The following is a 21,690-nucleotide window of genomic DNA, read 5'->3' on the forward strand; positions in this document are numbered from 1 at the left end:
GCGCCAACACGCTTATTCTCCGGGCGTCCGACGCGAACGTATGAGCCGATTTGACCCCTTCTCGGGGCGGTCCACCGGTCTCGGTGCCGTCGCGGTCCAGCCCTCCACCGTCGCGGTCCAGCCCTCCGATGTCTCGGCAGATCCCCCCGCCGTCCCGGTCGACGGAGCGGGAGTCGGGGGACAGAGATGAGTCGGTCCGCTCGGATCGCCACGCTGGCGCTCGCGTTCGTCGCGGCCGGGGCGTTCGTCGCCGCCGTCGCGCTCTCCGGCGCAGCCGCGTCCGGATCCAGCGACGCGCTCGACCGCGGGCAGGCGGCGCTGGTCGGGGCCGACGCGACCGGGGAGGACATCGCCGCCCAGACCACCGATCGACAGATCCGCGGCTCCCCCGTTCTCGACCTGTACCTCTCGCAGCGGACCGTACCGAGCGGCGCCGAGTCGACGGTGACCGTCGACATCCTCAACACGGGACAGATGGAGATGGGTAACGACCTCGACCCGCGCGTGACGACCGCCCGCGGGCTCACCCTGGAGGTCGACGACAGCGACGTGCCCATCGAGGTGGGCGACGGGACGACGGTGGTCGGCGACGTGCGGACCGACGCGAGCCCGGTCTCCGCCCAGCTCGACGTGACGGTCCCCGACGATGTTCCGGACGGGCGCTACGAGGTCGAGGTGACCGCCCGCTACCGATACACCTTCGAGGTGGTCCCACAGTTCAACAACCACAAGGACACTCGCGGAACCAAACGCGCCGACTTGACGGTCGTCGTCGACGACGGAGCCCGGTTCGCGATCCTCGACACCGAGACCGACGCGCAGGTGGGCGGGAGCGGCGACGTGACCGCAACGCTCCGGAACGTCGGCGACGAGGTCGCTCGCGACGCGGTCGTCACCGGGAGCACGACCGGGAGCGGGGCCGCGATCGGCGGGAACGGCAGCGGCGAGGCGTTCGTCGGGGACTGGGAGCCCGGCGAGAACCGGACCGTGACGTTCGACTCCACGGTCTCCCCGGACTTCGGCGGAGGGGCGTACGCGTTCGTCTCGACGGTCGACTACCGCGACCGCGACGGGATCGAGGAGACCGCCCCCGCCTCGCGGGCGGGTGTCGTCCCGGCCCCCGAGCAGTCGTTCTCGGTCGAGGACGTCGAGGGCACCTTGGAAGTCGGCTACTCGGGGACCGTCTCCGGGACGCTCACGAACGAGGGCCCCCTCGATGTCGACGACGCGGTACTGGTCGCGGACCCGCAGAGCCAGCGGGTGAGCCTCGGGGAGAGCCGGTACGCGCTCCCCGAGGTCCCGGCGGGAGAGTCGGTCGAGTTCTCCTTCGACGCGGACGTGAACGGCAACGCCGACCCCGGACCGCGGCAGTTCCGGTTCACGACGGAGTACTCGAGCGGCGACTCGACGATATCGGTCGACGAGACCCGCCGGATCGAGGTCGCGCCGCGCCAGCCCGAGTTCGATCTCGTCGCCGACAACACGACGGTGCCGGCCGGCGAGACGCGGCGGGTCTCCTTCGAGATCACGAACCAGCGGCCCGAGACGCTCTCGTCGATCAACGCCGGGCTGTACGCCGACAGCCCGCTTTCGGCCCCCAACGACGAGGCGTTCGTCGACGAGCTCGAACCCGGGGAGTCGACCGAGATCTGGTTCGAGGTGTCGGCCGCGCCCGGCGCCAGCGTCGAGACCCATCCGATCGAGCTCGACTTCCGGTACGACGACGAGCGCGGGAACGACCGCATCTCGGACGTGACCCAGTACCCGATCGAGGTGACCGAGCCCACCGACGACGGCGGGTCCCCGGTCGGCTCGTTCGTCGTCGGCCTGCTCGTCGTGGTCGCCGTCGCGGGTGCAGTCGTCTGGTACCGGCGGCGGTAACCGGATGACGGGTTTCACATTCGAACGAGCACGCGGGCAGCCCCTTCCGGGAGGGGGCGGGATCCGACCCGACCGCCGGAGGCGACCGTGACCGCGGCCGACCGGCTCGTCGAGCGCGTCGACGAGTTCGTCACCGAGCGGCCGATGACGGTGATCGCCGTCTTCCTCCTCGTGAGCGTCGTCGCCGTCGGCGGGATCGGGGGGATCGAGACGAGCGCGGGCGCCGACCAGTTCACGCAGGACATCCCGGCTCAGCAGGCGCTTGACGACATTGACGAGGAGTTCGAGACCTCGATCGGCGGGTCGGCCACCGCCGCGCAGGTGATCGTCACCGACGACAACGTGCTCTCTCGGTCGGCGCTGATACGGATCTTGGAGACCCAAGAGCGGCTGGAGTCGCGATCGACGCTCAGAGTGGGATCGACGTCGAGCCACGCGGACGCGATCGCTCGCCAGCTCGACTCGACAGCGGAGACGCCCGCCCAGCGCCGCGACGCGGTGGCAGAAGCGACGCCGCGAGAGCTGCGGGCGGCCATCGACGACGCCGACGCGTCCGGTGCGGTGGAGTCGCAGGTGTCGGTCGACTACAACCCGACCGCCCAGACCGCCGGTGCCTCGATCGTCGGGATCACCTACGACGTGCCCGACGCAGCGACGACCGCCCGAGTGACGGAGCTGCAGACGCGCAGCGTTGAGGTCGTCGACTCGGTGCCGGGCAACGAGGCGGGCGACAACGCGATCCTCTTCGGGGACGGCGTGCTCCAGTCGGAGATTACCGCGCTGCTCGGCGACACCGCGATCATCGTGTTCCCCGCGGCGCTGCTTCTCATTCTGGGCTTTTTGGTGTTCGCCTACCGCGACCCGATCGACATGGGAATCGGGCTCGCGTCGCTGCTGCTGTCGCTTCTGTGGACCTTCGGGTTCATGGGGTACGCGGGGATTCCGTTCTCCGACTCCCTCGTCACCGTCTTCCCGCTGCTGCTCGCGGTCGGGATCGACTTCGGGATCCACATCGTCAACCGCTACCGCGAGGAGCGGGGTGAGGGACTGGGGATCGCGACCGCGATGCGGACGACGACCGACCAGCTGCTCATCGCGTTCCTGCTCGTGACGATCACCACCGTGTTCGGGCTGGTCTCGAACGTGGTGAGCCCCTTCGAACCCAACCGGGACTTCGGGATCGTCGCCGCCGCCGGGATCGTGTTCACGCTCGCGGTCTTCGGGGTCTTCCTCCCCGCCGCGAAGGTCCTCGCGGACCGCTGGCGGGAGCGGCTCCCGATCCCCGCGTTCGGCACGACCCCGCTCGGGACGGGCGGATCGCGGCTCGGCCGCGCGCTGCACGTCGGCGTCGACCTCTCACGGGTCGCGCCCGTCGCGGTCGTCGCCGTACTGCTCGTCGGCGGCGCGGTCGGGGGCGCGTACGGAACGGGGGTGAACACGGAGTTCTCCGAGGAGGCGTTCTTCCCCGACGAGGACCGGCTGGAAACGTACTCGAACCTCCCGGGGCCGTTCGCGCCGACCGACTACACGTTCCTGCGGGTGCTCACGCTGTTCGAGGAGGAGTTCGAGCAGGACTTCGTCGGGAGCGTGACGCTGTACGTCGACCAGTCGGTGAGAGACGACGACGCCTTGGAGCTCATCGACCGGACCACGCGCAACCCGCCCGACACCTTCGCGACGACCGACGAGCGCCGGGCGGCCTCGACCAGCGTCGTTACCGTCATCGAGGACCAGGCGGCGCAGGACCCCGAGTTCGCGGCGGTCGTCGACCGCAACGACCGGCTCGGCACGGGGGTCCCCGACCGCAACGTCGACGAGGTGTACGACGCGCTGCTCGACTCCTCTGCCGAGGGACAGGCCCGCGGTTACCTCGCGGAGGACCGCGGGAGCGCGCGGATCGACTACACGATACGGCCCGGCGTCGACGACTCCGAGGCGGTCGCGGACGTTCGCGATCTCGCCGAGCGCACCCCCCTAGAGGCGGTGCCGACCGGGAGCCTCGTCGTCAACGAGGCCGTGATCGACCGGCTCACCGAGTCGGCGATCCGGAGCCTGGTCGCCGCGTTCGCGCTCACGGCGGTCTTCCTCGCGCTCTCGTACGCCTATCTGGAGGGGAAGGCCGTGTACGGCCTGCTCAACCTCGTTCCCGTGCTCGTCACGGTCGGGCTGCTGGTGGGGTCGATGCGACTGTTTTCGATCCCGCTGACGCCGATCAACGCCCCGATCCTCTCGGTGTCGATCGGGCTCGGGGTGGACTACACCGTCCACTTCGTCCACCGCTTCGTCGACGAGTACAAGGCGGGACACGCGATCGACGAGGCGTTGGACATCACCATCGCCGGCACCGGCGGCGCGCTCACCGGCAGCATGCTCACGACCGTCTGCGGGCTCGGCGTCCTCTGGCTCGCCGTGATCCCCCTCCTGCAGGACTTCGGCCTGTTGCTCGCGCTGGGCGTGCTGTACGCGTACCTCTGTTCGATCCTGCTCGTCCCTTCGCTCGTCGTCGTCTGGGGCCGGTACGGTGACCGGGTCGGGCTCGGACTCGGCGACGGGCTCCGCGAGACCCCCGGCGAACGCGCGGACTAGTCGCTCGTCGACTTGTCGGCCCCGCCGGCGCGCTCGGGGGTCTCGTCCCGCGCGCGCCGCGACTGCGCCTTCCCGGCGAGCACCGCCGCGACGTAGACTCCGACGGCGACGAGGACGATGGTGCCGCCGGCGGTCGTGTTGTAGCGGAACGATAGCGTGATCCCGACGAGCACGGCGATCTGCGCGAGCACGACGGAGGCGAGCAGCGCCTCGCGGAAGCCGCGCGCGAGCTGGGCGGCGGCCGCGACGGGGACGACGAGCATCGCCGCGACGAGGATGACGCCCATGATCTGCATCGCGCCGACGACGACGAGCGCGGTCAGCGTCGTCATCAGCCGATTGTACCAGGGGACGTTGACGCCGGCGACGCGGGCCGCAGTCTCGTCGAACGTCACGTACAGCAGCTGTTTGTAGGTGACCGTGACCACCAGCGCGACGACCGCGAAGAGGGCGACCAGCAGGACGGCGTTCTCCCGCGAGACCGTCGAGAGGTTCCCGAACAGGTACTGGTTGATGCCGACCGCGAGCCCGCCGGAGTTCAGGCTGATGAGGACCGCGCCGAGCGCGAACCCGGTCGAGAGCACGATCGCCATCGACACGTCGTTGTACGCGTCGGTGGTCTCGGAGATCAGCTCGATCGCGAGCGCCGCGATCACGGCGACGACGATTGCGGTGACGTACGGGGAGATCCCGGTGCCGAGCAGCGAGTTGACGAACAGCCCGACCGCGACGCCCGCGAACGCGGTGTGCGCGAGCGCGTCGCCGATCAGCGCGAGCTGGCGGTGGACGAGGAAGGTGCCGACGAGCGGCGCCATCACCGCGATGAGCGCGCCGACGAGGAACGCGTGGTGCATGAACACGTACTCCAACATCGCGATCCCCAGCCGCTCGCCGACCCAGCCGAGCGCGTCGCTCCACAGCCCGACGAGCCACGAGAGGAGGTCGTAGGGAGCGCTCACCAAGAGGACCGAAGCGACCGCGGAGGGTACCGCCGGGATCACGTCCGGAGCCCTCCCTCCTCGCGGCGCACGTTCGTCCCGTAGGCGCGGTCCAGCGCGTCGCTGTCGGCGAACGCCGCCGGGTCGCCGTCGAAGTACACCTCGCGGTTGAGACAGACGACCCGCGAGGCGTGCTCGATGACGGCGCCGATGTCGTGTTCGACGAGGAGGACGGTCAGCCCGTCCGCGACGAGGCCGTCGAGGAGGTCGAAGAAGGCGTCGACGGACTCGGCGTCGACCCCGACCGTCGGCTCGTCGAGGACGAGCAACTCCGCCTCGCCGGCGAGCGCCCGAGCGATGTAGGTCCGTTGGCGCTGGCCGCCGGAGAGCGCGGTGATCTTCCGGTCGGCGAGGTGTTCGATCCCGACCGTCCGGAGCGCGTCGCGCGCGTGCTCGCGGTCCGCGGCGGTGACTCGACCGAACCCGGCGTGCGGGAACCGGCCCATCAGGACGACCTCGCTCACGGTGATCGGCATGCGCTTCTCGTCTTCGGTCACGTCCTGCGCGACGTAGCCGACGCGCTCTCGCTCCGCGAACGCCCGGGCGGGGTGGCCGAGCAGCTCGGCCGACCCCGAGTCGGCCTCGTGGAGCCCCAGAAGGAGCCGGAGCAGGGTGCTCTTCCCGGAGCCGTTCGGCCCCACGACCCCCACGTACTCGCCGCGCTCGACGCGGAGGTCCACGTCCTCGACCACCGGGACGGCGGCGTACCCGAACGTCAGGTCCCGGGCCTCGACGAGGGGGGAGTCGTCGGCGTCGGCCGGTGCTGGTTCCCCGCTCATGGCTCGAAGTTCCGCCCGTAGTCGGCGAACGTCACGTCCTCTGGGTCGTCGACGCCGAGCAGGATCCGGAACGTCGGGAGGTTCACCTCGCGGGCGATCTCGAAGTATCCCCACCCCCGCTCGACCCACGACTCGGCGGTCCCCGCGTACGGCGTCACGGGGTAGTACGCCTCGATATCGGTCTGTTCGAGCAGTTGGCGCGCCGGGCGAATCGGCTCGAAAACGGCGGCGCCGATGTGCTCGATGTCGTTCGCGGCGATCGCGTCCTGCGCCCGCTGCATGTCGGCCGGCCGCACGTCGTTGCTGGCCGCGAGGTTCACGACGAGGGGCTCGATCGTCGCGTCGTAGCGCTCCGAGAGGTAGCCGAAGGCGTTGTGCGCGGCCAGAAACGCCACGTCGCGCTCGGCGGCGTCGAAAGCCTCCTGCCACTCCTCGTCGAGGGTGTCGAGCTCTGCGTGGAGGGCGGTCGCGTTCTCGCGGATCGCCGCCTCGTGGTCCGGGTCGACCGCGGCGAGCCCGTCCGCGAGGTTCGCGACCGCGCCCTTCGCGCGCCGGGGGTCGAGCCAGAAGTGTGGGTCCTTCGCTCCCTCGACCGCCTCGTCCTCCGTCAGCGAGTCGGCGAGGTCGATGAGGTCGATCCCGGCCCGGGCGTTGATGAGTTCGGTCTCGGTCGATTCGGCCGCGAGCGCGTCGATCGCCCGGTCGACCCACGGCTGGAAGTCCGGGCCGACGTGGACTAAGGCGTCGGCGTCGGTGATCCGGCGCTGGATCGAGGGGTCCGGCTCCCAACCGTGGCCGTGGAGGCCGGTCGGAACCAAGTTCTCGACCGCGATGTCCGTCCCCTCGGCGAGCGAGTCGGCGAAGTCGTAGAACGTGAAAAACGAGGCGACGACGGTGTATTCCGCGTCGGCGGTATCGGCGTTGCCGTCGCCGTCACCGGTTTCGCTGTCGTTGCCGGTCGTGGCTACGTCGGTCGCGTTCCCGGTGCAGCCGGCGAGTCCGCCCGCGAGGGCGCCGGCCCCGAGCGAGGCGAACCGACGCCGAGAGACGTTCGGCAAGCCGTTCGCGTCCGTGTGCATACCGGCGTTTAGATCGTATGAGTATAATATACTTCTGGTCAAAGAAAAAGATTAGACTAATCTAATTTCTGGTAGCCGATCCTCCCTCGTCGTGACGCGCGAGCCCGCTCAGCCGCCCGCGAACCTCAAGCTTCAATGCGCGCGGCCGATTCCACCGCGTATGAGCGACCAACAGCTTCGAAAGGAGGCGCACGACCTCGACGTCACCGTCTGGGTCGGGAAACACGGTATCGACGCGGTCGTCGACGAGACGGCCGACCAGCTCGACGACGCCAAGCTCGTGAAGGTGAAGTTCCTCCGAGCCGCGCGGGGCGGGACCACGACCGACGAACTCGCCGCGGAACTGGCCGCCGCCGTCGGCGCGGACCTGATCGAGACCCGCGGCAACACGGCGGTGCTGCACTGATGGGCGCCCCCGCGGAGGCGGTCGGAACCGTCGCGGTCGCGGGCACGCTGGAGCCGTATCTCGGCCCGCTGACCGGGCTCGTCGTCGACGCCGCGATCTTTCTCGTCGTCGTCGTCGCGACGTACGTCTTATATAAGGCGGTCATCGCGTCGCTCGCCCGGCGCGTGTTCGACAGGCAGGGCCTCGACGAGCACGCCCGGCGGCCGCTCCAGAAGATCGTCGCGTTCCTCGTGCTGTTCGCCGGGGTGACAGTCGCGTTCGGCGCGGCGGGGTATCAGGGGTTCTTACGGTCGCTGGCGACGATCGCGGCCGCGGCGACGCTCGCGATCGGCTTCGCGCTCCAGGACGTGATCAAGAACTTCGTCGCGGGCGTGTTCATCTACACGGACAAGCCGTTCCGCATCGGCGACTGGATCGAGTGGCAGGGGAACTCGGGAGTCGTCGAGGACATCTCCTTCCGGGTCACCCGCGTGCGCACGTTCGACAACGAGCTGCTCACGGTGCCGAACCACGCCCTGACGAGCGACGTGGTGAAGAACCCGGTCGCGAAGAAGACGCTGCGCCTGAAGTTCGTCTTCGGGATCGACTACGAGGACGACGTGGAGAAAGCGACCGACATCATCGTCGAGGAGGCCGAGCGGAGCGACGCCATCCTCGACGACCCCGCGCCCTCCGTCCGACTGACCGAACTGGCCGACTCGTACGTCGGGCTCCAGTCGCGGATCTGGATCGACGATCCCTCGCGCGCCGACTTCGTGAAGGCGCGTGCCGACTACGTGAAGGGGGTCAAGGAGCGATTCGACGAGGAGGACATCTCGATCCCGTTCCCGCAGCGCACCGTCTCGGGGCGCAACGAGTGGACGGATCCCTCGTCGTTCGGCGGACCGGCGGCGACCGACGCCGGCGGGGAGTCGTAGGCGTTCGGCGGGGAGTCGTAGCCGCCTGTCGGAGAGTCGTAGGCGCCCGTCGAGCGCGATCCCTCGCGGCGGCCCGCCCGGCTCCCGATAGTAACGAACTTGAGGGTCGGGTCTCTGGTTGGGCCCATGCATGTGGTCGTCATCGGGGCCGGCGAGGTCGGGACGAGCATCGCTGCGAGTCTCGCGTCGAGCCACGAGGTCGTCGTCGTCGACGTCGATCCGGACCGCGCGGAACAGCTCAAGTACGAACTCGACGTGCTCACGATCGCCGGCGACGGGACGACCTCGGAGATCCAGACGGCGGCCGACGTCGGTCGCGCGGACATGGTCATCGCCTGTACCGACAACGACCAGACGAACCTCGTCGCCTGCGGGACCGCGAAGACGCTCGGCGACGGATTCACCATCGCCCGCGTGAAGAGCACGGACTTCCTCCGGACCTGGGAGGGGAACGAGGGCGCCTTCGGCGTCGACTTCATGGTGTGTACCGACCTGCTGACCGCCGAGAACATCGTTCGCGTCATCGGGTTGCCGGCGGCGATCGACGTCGACCCCTTTGCCAGCGGGCTCGTCCAGATGGCCGAGTTCGAGATCGCGGAGGACAGTCCCGTCGCCGGACAGACCGTCTCGCAGGCCGACCGCTTCGAGTCGCTCACGTTCGTCGGCCTGTTCCGCGACGGCGAGATGACGATCCCGCGCGGCGACACCGGCATCGCGGTCGGGGACCGCGCGGTCGTGATCGGGAGCCCGGAGAGCGTCCAAGCGTTCGCGACCGATGTGGCGCCAGAGACGACTCCCGGCCGCGCCGACGAGATCGTCATCGTCGGCGGCAGCGAGATCGGGTACCAGACCGCCCGGCTGTTGGAGGAGCGCGACTTCAAGCCGCGGCTGATAGAACAGGACGCCGACCGCGCGCGGTGGCTCGCGGAGACCCTCCCGAACACGGTCGTGATGGAGCACGACGCCACCGACACCGAGTTCCTCTCCAGGGAACACGTCGACGACGCGGACATCCTCGTCACCGCGCTTCGCTCCGACGAGAAGAATCTGCTCGTCTCCGTGCTCGCAAAGCGACTGGGCGTCGACCGGGTGATCGCCGTCGTCGACAGCCCCGATTACGTCACCGTCTTCGAAGAGATCGGCATCGACATCGCGATCAACCCCCGCACCGTGACCGCCGAGGAGATCACGCGGTTCACCTACGAGAGCGTCGCGGAGAACATCGCCGTGTTGGAGAACGATCAGGCCGAAGTCCTCGAACTCGAACTCACCGAGGGGTGCGGGCTCACCGGTCGTCCGATCTCGGAGATCGTCGCCGACAGCGACGCGCGGTTCGTCATCGGCGCGATCACCCGCGACCACAAACTGGTCACCCCTCGCGGGGACACCGTGCTTCAGGCCGGCGACCACGTGATCCTGCTCGTGGAGTCCGACTCCGTGAGCGACATCACCTCGATGGCGTGAACAGTCGTGAGCACCAACATCCGGGTCGGCTGGCGCGCGAGCGTGGGCCTCACCGGAGACGTCCTCGCCGCGCTCCCCGTTCCCTTGGCCTTCCCGCTCCTCATCGCGCTCTACTACGGTGAGTCGCCGCTGCCCTTTATCGCGGCGATCGCGGTCTCGCTCGCGCTCGGGGCGGCGTTCCGGTCGGTGCAGGACCCCGAGGTGAACCTCGGCCCCCGCGAGGCGTTCCTCGCGGTGGCGATGATCTGGTTCCTCGTCGCCGCGGTCGGCGCGATCCCCTTCGTCGTCGCGGGCGTCGGGACGGTCGCGCACCCGGTGAACGCGATGTTCGAGGCGATGAGCGGGCTGACGACGACGGGCGCGACGGTCCTCGTCGACTTCTCGGTCCACTCTCGGTCCGTCATGATGTGGCGGCAGGTGATCCAGTGGCTCGGCGGGCTCGGGATCCTCATCCTGGCGACCGCGGTGCTCTCCGAGGTCGGCGTCGGCGGGGCACAGCTCATGGAGACGGAGTCGCAGACGCAGGACGTCAACAAGCTCACGCCGAAGATCTCGCAGACTGCACAGCTTATCTGGGGGATCTACTTCGGACTCACGGGGCTCGCGGTCGTCGTCTACTTCCTGCTCGGACTCGCCGTCGACCCGCAGATGGACCTGTACAACGCGGTCGCACACGCGTTCACGTCGGTCGCGACGGCCGGATTCTCGCCGGAGCCGGATTCCGTCGGCGCGTTCCACCCCCTGATCCAGTGGGCGGTCGTCCCGTTCATGGTGATCGGTTCGACCAGCTTCGTCCTCATCTACTTCGCCATCAACGGCGAGCCGATGCGCCTGTTGAAGAACGAGGAGTTTCACTTCTACCTCGGCGCGATGGGGACGCTGGCGTCGATCGTCGCCGTCGGGCTGTTCCTCGATCCCAGCGTCACGTACGGCGCCGAGGGGACGATTCGCCACGCCGTCTTCAACGTCGCGTCGATCGTGACGACGACGGGGTACGCCAGCACCGACTACGTGCTCTGGGCGCCCGCGGCGAAACACATGCTGTTCATGGGGATGTTCATCGGGGGAATGGTCGGGTCGACGACCTGCTCGATCAAGTCGCTCCGGTGGCTGGTCGCGCTGAAGACGTTCCGGCGGAACCTCTTCACCTCCATTCACCCGGAGGCGATCCGCCCGGTCCGGATCTCGGGGAAATCGGTCGACGAGGGCGCGATTCGCGACATCTACGCGTACCTCCTCTTGAGCATCGTCATCTTCTTTCTGCTCGCGGTGGTCATCGTCGTCGACGCCGAACGGGCGGACCTCCGGGTCACCGAGTTCGAGGCGCTCGGCGCGGCGGCGACGACCTTCCTCAACATCGGTCCCGCGTTCGGCGAGGCCGGCCCCTACGGGACGTTCGCGAGCTTCCCGATGAGCACTCGGGCCGTGATGATAGTCTTGATGTGGATCGGCCGGATCGAGATCATCCCGGTGCTTGTGCTGTTCACGAAGGCGTTCTGGACCTCGTGATGCCGTTTTCGTCTCCTTGCGCCGCCCCTTCGACAGTTTAATACAGCGAACGGGCGACTCCCATATCGATCGAGTAACTATGTCGTGGGGCGTCAACTGGAAGGCGAGCGTGGGGCTTCTCGGGGTCGGGATCAAGTACCTCGCCGTCACGATGCTCGTGCCGCTCGTCGTGGCGCTCGTGTACGGCGAGGACATCTGGGTGTTCCTCGTCTCGATGGCGCTCGTGGCGGGGGTCGGAGTCCTCGTCGAGCGGGTTGATCCGGACCCCGACCTCGGGCCGCGCGAGGCGCTGCTGTTCGTCTCGCTCGCGTGGCTCGCGGCCGCGGCGATCGGCACGGTCCCGTACCTGATCGCCGGGTACAACACGGCGTCGACGGTCGGGCTCCAGACTGGCTCGATCGGCGCGCTCACGGAATCGGTCATCAACGCGCTGTTCGAGTCGATGAGCGGGTTCACCACAACGGGCGCGACCGTCCTCGGCGAGATCAGCACGGACCGGCACTCCCACGCCCTGATGATGTGGCGCCAGCTCACGCAGTGGCTCGGCGGCATGGGGATCATCGTCCTGATGATCGCGATCCTGCCCGAAGTGGCCGTCAACGGCGCCCAGCTGATGGAGTCCGAGGCGCCCGGCCCGGAGCTCCAGAAGCTCACGCCGAAGATCGCGGAGACGGCGCGCGCGCTCTGGCTCATCTACTTCGGCTTCACCGTGGTGTACATCGCGATCCTCTACGGGCTCCACGTCTTCGGGATGGCGCCGAACATGGACCTGTACAACGCGGTGGCACACGGCTTCACCACGCTCCCGACCGGCGGGTTCTCGCCGGAGGCCGACAGCATCGCGGCGTTCTCGGCCGCGGTCCAGTGGGTCGTCATCCCGTTCATGGTCGTCGCCGGCGTCAACTTCGCGCTGTTCTGGCACGTGCTGCGCGGCGAGGCCGAGATCATGCTGAAGAACGCCGAGTTCCGCGCCTACGCCGGCGCGCTCGCGGTCGTGACCGCCCTGCTCGCGGTGTTGCTGTTCCGCGGCGCGGCGCCGGTCATCGAACTGGGCGGCGCGACGCAAGGCGTCACCGAGAACTCGCTCCGACAGGCCGCGTTCCAGATCGGCTCGCTGCTCAACTCGACCGGGTACGCGACCGCCGACTTCGCGCAGTGGGACACCCACGCGCAGATCCTCCTCATGTTCGCGATGTTCATCGGCGGCTCTGCCGGTTCGACCGGTGGGGGCGTCAAGATCGTGCGGTGGCTCATCGTCGGGAAGGCGATCCGGCGGGAGCTGTTCACCTCGGCGCACCCGGACGTCGTGCAGCCGATCCGGCTCAGCGGGAGCGTCGTCGACGAGGACGCGATCCGCGGAATCATGTCGTTCACGCTCCTGTACGTCGTCTTATTTGCGGTCTCGGCGGTGTTCCTGTCTCTGGACGCCGCACGTATCGGAACCCAGCTGACGATGTTGGAGTCGACGAGCGCCTCTCTCGCGACCATCGGGAACATCGGTCCGGGGTTCGGCCGGCTCGGCCCGTTCGGGAGCTACCTCTTCTTTCCGGACACGTCGAAGCTTCTGATGATCTTCCTGATGTGGATCGGCCGGCTGGAGATCGTCCCGGTGCTCGCGGTGTTCATCTCGGCGATCGATGCCCGGTGACCGTCGACGGAGATGGTTTTACGGGTGGAAATCGTATTATAGTTGGTCTCCAACGTGCTAATTCTCGGTACCCGGAGAGCGTATCTTCTTAACTGACGAGCGAGATACCGATCGGTATGACGAGCTCCGACGAGACCGACGGTCAGGACCTGCTCGGCCACGTGCTCCTCCCGGTCGCACACGAGGAGGATGCGCTGGCGACGGCGCGGGCGCTCGAACCCTACGACCCGGAGCACGTGACCGCGCTGCACGTCGTCGAGAAGGGCGAGGGGGTCCCGGACAAGACGCCCGTCGAGCAGTCCGAGGAGCTGGCCGCCGAGTCGTACGCGGCGGTCCGGACGGTGTTCCCGGACGCCGACGACCACACGGCGTACGCCCGAGATATCGTCGGCGCGATCTTCGACGCGGCCGACGAAGTCGACGCGAGCGCGGTCGCCTACCGCTCGCGCGGCGGGAACCGCCTCATGCAGTTCCTCTCGGGCGATATCTCGCTGAAGATGGTGACGAACGCGCCGCTTCCCGTAATTTCGCTCCCGCAGGTCGACGACGAAGAATGAGCGACGAGGAGCTCGCGAAGGACCTCGGGCTGGTGTCGGCGATGACGATCGGTATCGGGACGATGATCGGGGCCGGGATCTTCGTCCTCCCGGGCGTCGCCGTCAACGCCGACGGCGGCGCCGGGCCCATCGTCGTCGTGTCGTTCGTCGTCGGCGGCGTGATCGCGATGGTGAACGCGCTCTCCGTCTCGGAGCTCGGCACCGCTATGCCGAAGGCCGGCGGCGGCTACTACTACATCAACAAGTCGCTCGGCCCGATGTTCGGGTCGATCGCCGGGATGGGCGACTGGATGGGACTCGCGTTCGCCTCTGCGTTCTACTGTATCGGATTCGGCCAGTACCTCGCGGTGTTCGTCGGCCTACCGACGATCCCGGGGCTCAACGCGATACAGGTGGGCGCGCTCGTCGCCGGAGCGATCTTCATTGGCGTGAACTACATCGGCGCGAAGGAGACCGGCGGGATCCAGACGGTGATCGTCGGCCTCCTGCTCTCGATCCTGGCGGTCTTCGCCGTCGCGGGCTTCTTCTCGTTCGACTACGCGACGCTCGCGGGCAACGAGGGCGGGCTCGCCCCGGGCGGCTACGGGGCGATCCTCCCGGGAACCGCGCTCGTGTTCGTCTCCTTCCTCGGGTACGCGAAGATCGCGACGGTCGCCGAGGAGCTGAAGAACCCCGGACGGAACCTCCCGATCGCCATCATCGGGAGCGTCGGCATCGTCACCGTGATCTACGCGGTCCTCGTCACGACGATGCTCGGCGTCGTCCCGTGGCCGGAGCTCAGTCAGGACGCGCCGGTGGCGCAGGCGGCGCGCGTGGCCTTCCCCGAGTCTATCGGTCCCCTCACCGGCGTCGCGGGCGCGGCGGCCGCCGTGATGACCGTCGGCGCGCTGCTGGCGACCGCCTCGTCGGCGAACGCCTCGATCCTCGCGTCGGCTCGGATCAATTTCGCGATGGGGCGCGACAAGATCGTCACCAACTGGCTCAACGAGATCCACCCCAACTACGCGACCCCGTACCGGTCGATCCTCGTGACGGGCGGGCTCATCGTGGTCTTCATCGCGCTGTTGGGCCGGGACATCGAGATCCTCTCGAAGGCCGCCAGCGTGCTCCACCTCATCGTGTACGCGCTGATGAACGTAGGGCTCATCGTCTTCCGCGAGGCCGACGTGCCGGAGTACGACCCGGACTTCACCGTCCCGTTCTACCCGCTGACCCCGATACTCGGGGCGGTCCTGTCGCTCGGGCTCGTCGCGTTCATGGACGGGATCGAGATCGCGCTGTCGGGCGCGTTCGTCGTCGCCGCCGTGGCGTGGTACTTCGTCTACGCCCGCGACAAGACCGACAACCAGGGTGTGCTCTCGGAGCACATCCGGAGTCGCGAGGCGGAACTCCCAGACCAGGTCGTGGGCGCGGCGGACGCGGTCGCGCCGAACGGATCCGGGGACGACGGGCCGACGATCATGGTCGCGGTGTCGAACCCGCGGACCGAGAGCGCGCTCATCACGCTCGCGGGCGCGATCGCCCAACACGAGGGCGGACGCGTGCTCGCGACGCACATCGTCACCGTCCCCGACCAGACATCGCTCGAGACGGCCGCCGAAAACCGGAGCGGGCTCGATCAGTCCTCCGAGGAACTGCTCGCGGCCGCCGCCTCCGACGCCGAGGCGTTCGACGTGCCCATCGAGACGAAGACGATCCTCTCGCACCGGGGGATCGAGGAGGTGTTCGACGCCGCGCGCTCGAACGACGCCGACACCGTCGTGATGGGCTACGGCGGGACGCGATTCGCGGGCGGGCGCGTCGAGGGGTCGCTGGACGAACTCGCCCACGACCTCCCGTGCGACTTCCTCGTCCTGGACGGCCAGCAGTTGGACCTGTCGGACGTGCTCGTGCCGACCGCCGGCGGCCCCTCCTCCGACCTCTCCGCGGAGGTCGCGAAGGCGCTCCGGGACACGGTCGGCATCGACGTCTCGCTGCTGTACGTCGCCGATTCGGGAGAGGAGGAGTCCGGCCGCGAGTTCCTCTCGGGCTGGGCAGACGGCCACGGACTGGACGACGCGACCCTCCGTATCGAGACCGGCGACGTGGAGGAGACGATCGGCCGGCTCGGCGAGGAGTACGACCTCGTGATCGTCGGCGCGACCGAGCGCGGCCTGCTGTCGCGGATCGTCCGCGGATCGCTGGCGTTCGAGACGATCGAAACCCTCGACACGCCGGTGTTGCTCTCTGAGCGACCCTCGTCGCGGTCGCTGTGGGAGCGGCTCTTCGGCGGGCGCTGAGGTCGGGGGGAGCCCCGTTTCGACGCGGAACGGTAGGCTTTCGGTGGTCGCTTCTGAAACGCCGCCACATGTATCTGATCGTCGTGGGTGCGGGCGACATCGGGACGCCGCTCGTCGATCTCGCGACCGAGAGCGGGAACGAGGTCGTCGTCATCGAGCGCGACGAGGAACGGGCGGAGCGCGCGTCGAGACAGTACGACTGCCTCGTTCTCAACGACGACGCGACCTCGAAAGAGACGCTTCAGGACGCCGGCGCCGACCGCGCCGACGCGCTCATCTCGACCACGGATCAGGACGCGACGAACATCATGGTCTGTCTGCTGGCACAGGAACTGTCGGTCCCGAACATCGTGTCCGTCGTCCACAACCCCGAGCACATGAGCGTGTTCGAACAGATCGGCGTCAACACGATGCAGAACCCGCAGAGCCTGATCGCGGAGTACCTGTACCGCGCGGTGAGCCGGCCGTCTGTCGTCGACTTCATGCACATCGGCGAGGAGGCTGAGGTGTTCGAGATCACCGTCGGGGCGGACGCGCCGATCGCCGGGAAGACGCTGCGCGAGGCCGACGAAGCAGGTCTCATGAGCGGACAGACGCTGATCGTCGCCGTCGAGCGCGACGGGGCGGACACGCCGATAACACCGCGGGGGAACACGCGAATCGAGGCGGGGGACCTGCTCACGGTGTACTCGGGGAGCGGCGTGACCCCCGAGGTGACTGACGTGTTCGGTCACCCGGAGGACCACGGCTGAGATGGCCGAACGGAACGGGGGCCGCGTGCCGACCGATCTGGCCGTCATCGCGCGGGACATCGGTTCGCTCCTCCTGATGGAGGCCGGACTGATGACTCTCTCCGTGCTCGTCGCCCTCGGGTTCCGGGAGTTTCACGCGGCCCTCGGCTTCCTCGTCGCGGGCGGCGTGACGGCCCTCGCCGGCGGACTCGCCAATCGCCGGTTCGCCGACGCCCCGGAGCCGAAGATGAAACACGGGATGGTGATCGCCGCGGGCGGGTGGCTCATGGTCGCCGTCTTCGGCGCCCTCCCGCTCTTCTTCACGGCGTGGCTGACGCCGCCGGCCGTCATGGACGCGTTCGTCCCGGCCGCCGCGGACACGTCGTCGTGGGAGCCGATCGGCGTCGGCGGGACCGCGACGCTCTCCAGTCTCGCCTACTTCCGCGACCCGCTGCACGCCGTCTTCGAGAGCATGAGCGGCTGGACCGGGAGCGGTCTGACGATGGCGATCCACGAGCCGTCGCTGCCGCGGGCGGTCCAGTGGTGGCGGTCGTTCATCCAGTGGGTCGGCGGCGTCGGCGTCATCGTCCTCACCGTCTCGATCCTCTCGCGTCCCGGCAGCGGGAGCTACGCGCTCTATCGGAGCGAGGCCCGGGAACAGAAGATCCACCCGAGCGTCGTCTCGACGGTCCGGACGGTCTGGAAGCTCGTCGTCGGGTACACGCTACTTGCCTTCGCGACCCTGTTCGTCGCGATCCGAGCGAGCGGGAGCGCGTACGCCGAGTCGCTCTCGCTCGGCGAAACCGCGTGGCAGGCGCTCAACCACGCCATGACGGGCCTCACGACCGGCGGGTTCTCCGTCACGGACAACTCGATCGCGACGTACGGCTCGCCGCTGGTCGAGGCCGCGCTGCTGCCGATCATGATCCTCGGCGCGATCGCGTTTCCGGTCCACTACGTCGTGCTCAGAGATCGAAGCCCGCGCGAGCTGGCGCGAGACCTCCAGACGAGATGGCTTTTCGCCCTGCTCGGGGCCGGCGTCGTCGTGCTCTCCGCGCAGAACGTCGCGTCCGTCCCGGTCGTCTCTGGTGCGTTCGCGACGGAGTCGTTCCTCTCGTTCCCGGTCCCGCTCCTCGACGGAGCGGGGCTCGACGCGGTCCGAGATTCGACGTTCCAGTGGATCAGCGCGATGAGCGCCACCGGCTTCCAGTCGGCCCCGATCGGCGACTGGGTCGCCGGCGCCAAGGTGATGGTCGTCGGCGCGATGGTGCTCGGCGGTGCGGCCGGGTCCACCGTGGGCGGTATCAAGATCGTCCGCGGCTACACGGTGGCGCGCGGTATCGCGTGGCAGTTCTCTCGGGTGTTTCTGCCGAAAAGCGCGGTCGTCACCGCCCGCATCGGCGATCGGACGTTAGACCGCGAGACGATGGAACGCGAGTTCGGCGAGGCCGCGATCGTCACCCTGCTGTGGCTCGTCGCGCTCGTCGTCGGGAGCCTCGTGCTCGTCAACGTCGCCGGCCCGGAGTTCGGCTACGCCGACGCGCTGTTCGAGGTCGCGAGCGCGCAGGGGAACGTCGGGCTCTCGTCGGGGATCACCGGCCCGTCGATGTCGCCGCTGGCCGAGGGTATGTTCGTCCTCAACATGTGGATCGGCCGGCTGGAGATCATCCCGGTCCTCGTGTTCGTCCGAGCCGTGCTATACGGTCTGAACCCGTGAGACCGGCGACTGGGTCCCGAGGTTAGTCGTCGTCTTCGGCGTCGGTGTTCACCCGACCGATAAACGACCAGTGGGTTTCGCGAGTCCCGTCGGGGAGGGTCTCTTCGGTGACGTGGTAGAGGTACGGGCCGTGCGGGCAGTCGTCACACCCATCCTCACAGAAGTGCTGTTTCACGACCGCGGTGTACCCCTCGTGTTCGGTGACCCGGAGCACGCCGTCGCCGAGTTCCGGGTCGATCGGAAACTCCGTCGCCTCGTGAGACTGGAGCAGTTCCCGGGCGAAAACGATCGATTTGCGGAGCCCCTTCGGCGACAGGCCCTCCAAGTCGGCAACGATCTGGTCGGACAGCCCTTCCGGCGGCTCGGGAGTCCGCGAGGAGTCGGTCATAACTGCGCGTTTACTCCGCGAGTATTTAACAAGTCCGCGGGTGATAACCCCCTGAAAAGGCGCTCGTGGCTCCGATCCTTTCAGAATATAATGAATATTTATACGCAATCGGCGGGTAGCGGACGGTATGTACGACGACGAGGAGCTCTCCGAGATCCGCGAGGCCCACGCGGAGTGGGAGGCGGAGACGCTCGATCCGACCCTCGACAGGCACGGGGAGCGGAACGACCGGTTCGCGACGGTGTCGAACCGCGAGGTCGATCGCGTATACACCCCCGAGGACGTGGCCGATATCGACTACGAGGCGGACCTCGGCTTTCCGGGCGAGGAGCCGTACACGCGAGGCGTCTACCCGACGATGCACCGCGGGCGGACGTGGACGATGCGGCAGTTCGCCGGGTTCGGCACCGCCGAGGAGACGAACGAGCGCTTCCACTACCTGATCGACGAGGGACAGACCGGGCTCTCGACCGCCTTCGATATGCCCTCGCTGATGGGGCTCGACTCCGACGATCCGATGTCGCTCGGCGAGGTCGGCAAGGAGGGCGTCGCCGTCGACACGCTCCGCGACATGGAGGTGCTGTTCGACGGTATCGACGTGGGCGAGGTGTCCACCTCCTTCACGATCAACCCGAGCGCGCCAGTGATCTACGCGATGTACGTCGCTATCGCGGACCAGCAGGGCGTCCCGCGCGAGGAGCTCCGGGGGACCCTCCAGAACGACATGCTCAAGGAGTTCATCGCGCAGAAGGAGTGGGTGATCCCCCCGGAGCCCTCCCTCGATCTCGTGACCGACACGATCGAGTTCGCGATCGAAGAGACCCCCAAGTTCAAGCCGGTCTCGGTGTCGGGGTACCACATCCGGGAGGCGGGGTCGACCGCGGTCCAAGAGCTCGCGTTCACCCTCGCCGACGGGTTCGCGTACGTCGAGGACTGCCTCGACCGCGGGCTCGAGATCGACGAGTTCGCCCCGCAGCTCTCCTTCTTCTTCAACTCCCACAACTCGGTCTTCGAGGAAGTGGCGAAGTTCCGCGCCGCCCGCCGGATCTACGCGCGGATCATGGGCGAGTGGTACGGCGCGGAGGCCGACGCCTCCAAGCAGCTCAAGTTCCACACCCAGACCGCGGGCCAGTCGCTGACGGCGCAGCAACCCCTCAACAACGTCGTCCGCGTCACGCTCCAAGCGCTGGCGGGCGTGCTCGGCGGCACCCAGAGCCTCCACACCAACTCCTTCGACGAGGCGCTCGCGCTCCCCTCCGAGCGCGCCGTGCGGGTCGCGCTCCGCACCCAGCAGATCATCGCCGAGGAGTCGGGCGCGGCCGACATCGTCGACCCGCTCGGCGGCTCGTTCGCGGTGGAGGCGCTCACCGACGAGGTCGAGGCGGAGGCGACGGCGTACATCGAGGAGATCAGGGAGATGGGCGACGGCTCGGTCCGCGACGGCGTGCTCCGCGGGATCGAGGACGGGTACTTCCACCGCGAGATCCAGGAGGCTTCCTACGAGTACCAGGAGCGCGTCGATTCGGGCGAGGAGACCGTGGTGGGCGTCAACGCCTACCGGGCCGAGGAGGACCCGGAGACCGACCTGCTCCGCGTCGACGAGACGACCCGGGAGCGCCAGCTCGACCGGCTGGAGACGGTGAAGGCGGAGCGCGACGACGACGCGGTCGAGGCGGCGCTGGACGACTTGCAGGCAGCGATCGACGCCGACGAGAACGTGATGCCGGCGATCGTCGCGGCCGTGAAGGCGTACGCCACGATGGGCGAGATCATGGCGGTGTTCGAGGCGGAGTACGGGACGTATCAGGAGCGGATCGGCGTCGCGTAAGCGTGTGAAGCTGGCAGAGCGGCCGTTTATAAGCGATCGAGTGGTGTTGCTGGCGGCTTTTTATACGTCGTCGATCACGATGTGGCGGTGAACACCTCCAAAGCCCCAGCCGCGAGGACAGCGCACGCTCGTTGCGCTCCTCGCTCGCGTTGCTCGCTGCGGTGCTTACGTCACCTGCGCCGTCCTCGCGGCTGCCCCTTTGGGTCCCACCCCGACCGCACCGCACAGCCTCACGCCTCCCCAGCCTCGTCAGTCGCCCTCCGCTTCGCTCCGGGCGACTGACTCCCTCGCACCGTCGGTGAGCGGCCCATGGGCCGCTCACCGGGGCGCGCCACCGTATTGCATTTATAAGCTATCGTCGCTGCCGCTCATAAGCATTCAAACACCGTCTCACCGGCACCGATCTGCGTCAGCAACTCCCCGAACCGGCCATCGCTGTACCCGTACTGATCGCCGTATGCCGGATATCCGTTAGCGATACAGCATTTCAAGAGCGTCGAGAATGAAAAACGGGGACGACGAAACGGACAGATTGACCGCGCATTACGCCATCTCGATCGGACGGGCAGACTCCGCACACCATGCGTTGCCTCGACGACCCGCCCGCCGGAGATCGAGCTCGACGACCGACCCGGCGTCGAGCGCCGACAGCTCGGCTTCCACGTCGGGATCGTCGTACTCGACGACGTACAGCGTCCCGTTGCGTGGGTATTCACGGAGCGTCATCGCCCCGTGGTCGTTACACGCTCTCACGACCGTATACTTGCCAGTCCGATTCATCACATCTCGATGCTATTTGTTCCAGTCCCTTAGTTATGAATTCCAGTCTCGCCGTTATCCTGTTCTTACCGACGGACGCGGCCGCGTTGCTAGCGTGTTGAGATTGATCCGAGATCAATTCGAGAGCGATCCTGAGCCGCGAG

18 protein-coding genes are annotated in these 21,690 nt (G+C 68.2%); 13 read left to right on the forward strand and 5 right to left on the reverse strand.

The window, feature by feature from the left end; translation table 11 throughout:
• Positions 1 to 40: 40 nt before the first annotated feature.
• From ACP96_RS18580 to ACP96_RS07615, 3 genes are all read left to right on the forward strand, one after another.
• Entirely contained in the window at positions 41 to 190 is a 150-nt protein-coding gene (locus ACP96_RS18580; protein ID WP_154020429.1) for a hypothetical protein, read from the forward strand.
• A complete protein-coding gene (locus ACP96_RS07610; RefSeq protein ID WP_050032877.1) occupies positions 187 to 1,881 on the forward strand; it encodes a COG1361 S-layer family protein in 1,695 nt (564 codons plus the stop codon). The genes ACP96_RS18580 and ACP96_RS07610 overlap by 4 nt, the downstream gene beginning before the upstream one ends.
• An 87-nt stretch (positions 1,882 to 1,968) precedes the next feature.
• Positions 1,969 to 4,467, forward strand: a complete 2,499-nt coding sequence (locus ACP96_RS07615; RefSeq protein ID WP_050032878.1) for an efflux RND transporter permease subunit — start codon at positions 1,969 to 1,971, stop codon at positions 4,465 to 4,467.
• Here the strand turns inward: ACP96_RS07615 and ACP96_RS07620 are convergent.
• The 3 genes from ACP96_RS07620 to ACP96_RS07630 are packed head-to-tail and all read right to left on the reverse strand — an operon-like array spanning position 4,464 to position 7,323.
• On the reverse strand, positions 4,464 to 5,468 hold the full coding sequence (locus ACP96_RS07620; RefSeq protein ID WP_152663324.1) for a metal ABC transporter permease: 1,005 nt from the start codon (positions 5,466 to 5,468) through the stop codon (positions 4,464 to 4,466). The genes ACP96_RS07615 and ACP96_RS07620 overlap by 4 nt on opposite strands.
• Positions 5,465 to 6,244: a metal ABC transporter ATP-binding protein gene (locus ACP96_RS07625; RefSeq protein ID WP_050024029.1), complete on the reverse strand. Its 780-nt coding sequence runs from the start codon at positions 6,242 to 6,244 to the stop codon at positions 5,465 to 5,467. The genes ACP96_RS07620 and ACP96_RS07625 overlap by 4 nt, the downstream gene beginning before the upstream one ends.
• The gene (locus ACP96_RS07630; RefSeq protein WP_050024027.1) at positions 6,241 to 7,323 is read right to left on the reverse strand and encodes a metal ABC transporter substrate-binding protein; all 1,083 of its coding nucleotides are present in this window, start codon (positions 7,321 to 7,323) and stop codon (positions 6,241 to 6,243) included. The genes ACP96_RS07625 and ACP96_RS07630 overlap by 4 nt, the downstream gene beginning before the upstream one ends.
• 160 nt (positions 7,324 to 7,483) lie before the next feature.
• On the opposite strand from ACP96_RS07630, the gene ACP96_RS07635 reads away from it, so the two are divergent.
• The 9 genes from ACP96_RS07635 to ACP96_RS07675 all read left to right on the forward strand — a co-directional run bounded on the left by ACP96_RS07635 (position 7,484) and on the right by ACP96_RS07675 (position 18,551).
• The gene (locus tag ACP96_RS07635) at positions 7,484 to 7,729 is read left to right on the forward strand and encodes a YhbY family RNA-binding protein (RefSeq protein WP_050024024.1); all 246 of its coding nucleotides are present in this window, start codon (positions 7,484 to 7,486) and stop codon (positions 7,727 to 7,729) included.
• Positions 7,729 to 8,646: a mechanosensitive ion channel family protein gene (locus ACP96_RS07640; RefSeq protein WP_050032879.1), complete on the forward strand. Its 918-nt coding sequence runs from the start codon at positions 7,729 to 7,731 to the stop codon at positions 8,644 to 8,646. The genes ACP96_RS07635 and ACP96_RS07640 overlap by 1 nt, the downstream gene beginning before the upstream one ends.
• Before the next feature lie 126 nt (positions 8,647 to 8,772).
• Positions 8,773 to 10,110 (forward strand): Trk system potassium transporter TrkA, encoded by a 1,338-nt coding sequence (gene trkA / locus ACP96_RS07645; protein ID WP_050032880.1) that lies wholly within the window; start codon positions 8,773 to 8,775, stop codon positions 10,108 to 10,110.
• A 6-nt stretch (positions 10,111 to 10,116) separates the two neighbouring features.
• A complete protein-coding gene (locus ACP96_RS07650) occupies positions 10,117 to 11,619 on the forward strand; it encodes a TrkH family potassium uptake protein (protein WP_050032881.1) in 1,503 nt (500 codons plus the stop codon).
• A gap of 79 nt (positions 11,620 to 11,698) precedes the next feature.
• Positions 11,699 to 13,267, forward strand: coding sequence for a TrkH family potassium uptake protein (locus ACP96_RS07655; RefSeq protein ID WP_050032882.1), 1,569 nt, complete (start codon positions 11,699 to 11,701; stop codon positions 13,265 to 13,267).
• A 116-nt stretch (positions 13,268 to 13,383) separates the two neighbouring features.
• Positions 13,384 to 13,824 carry a universal stress protein gene (locus ACP96_RS07660; RefSeq protein ID WP_050032883.1) on the forward strand — a complete coding sequence of 147 codons (441 nt, stop codon included), beginning with the start codon at positions 13,384 to 13,386 and terminating at the stop codon, positions 13,822 to 13,824.
• Complete coding sequence (locus tag ACP96_RS07665; RefSeq protein ID WP_050032884.1) at positions 13,821 to 16,103, forward strand: amino acid permease; 2,283 nt, start codon at positions 13,821 to 13,823, stop codon at positions 16,101 to 16,103. The genes ACP96_RS07660 and ACP96_RS07665 overlap by 4 nt, the downstream gene beginning before the upstream one ends.
• A 68-nt stretch (positions 16,104 to 16,171) precedes the next feature.
• On the forward strand, positions 16,172 to 16,855 hold the full coding sequence (locus tag ACP96_RS07670) for a potassium channel family protein (RefSeq protein ID WP_050032885.1): 684 nt from the start codon (positions 16,172 to 16,174) through the stop codon (positions 16,853 to 16,855).
• A 1-nt stretch (position 16,856) separates the two neighbouring features.
• Positions 16,857 to 18,551, forward strand: coding sequence for a potassium transporter TrkG (locus tag ACP96_RS07675; protein ID WP_050032886.1), 1,695 nt, complete (start codon positions 16,857 to 16,859; stop codon positions 18,549 to 18,551).
• Positions 18,552 to 18,573: 22 nt separating this feature from the next.
• On the opposite strand, the gene ACP96_RS07680 is transcribed toward ACP96_RS07675, so the two are convergent.
• Positions 18,574 to 18,939: a hypothetical protein gene (locus tag ACP96_RS07680; RefSeq protein ID WP_050024011.1), complete on the reverse strand. Its 366-nt coding sequence runs from the start codon at positions 18,937 to 18,939 to the stop codon at positions 18,574 to 18,576.
• A gap of 127 nt (positions 18,940 to 19,066) precedes the next feature.
• Between ACP96_RS07680 and ACP96_RS07685 the strand changes: the two genes are divergently transcribed.
• Positions 19,067 to 20,767: an acyl-CoA mutase large subunit family protein gene (locus tag ACP96_RS07685; RefSeq protein ID WP_050032887.1), complete on the forward strand. Its 1,701-nt coding sequence runs from the start codon at positions 19,067 to 19,069 to the stop codon at positions 20,765 to 20,767.
• A gap of 543 nt (positions 20,768 to 21,310) precedes the next feature.
• Here the strand turns inward: ACP96_RS07685 and ACP96_RS07690 are convergent.
• Positions 21,311 to 21,547 (reverse strand): hypothetical protein, encoded by a 237-nt coding sequence (locus ACP96_RS07690; RefSeq protein WP_050032888.1) that lies wholly within the window; start codon positions 21,545 to 21,547, stop codon positions 21,311 to 21,313.
• Between the last annotated feature and the right edge of the window lie 143 nt (positions 21,548 to 21,690).

Source organism: Halorubrum halophilum (assembly GCF_000739595.1).
In the GTDB taxonomy this organism is placed as follows: Archaea; Halobacteriota; Halobacteria; order Halobacteriales; family Haloferacaceae; genus Halorubrum; species Halorubrum halophilum.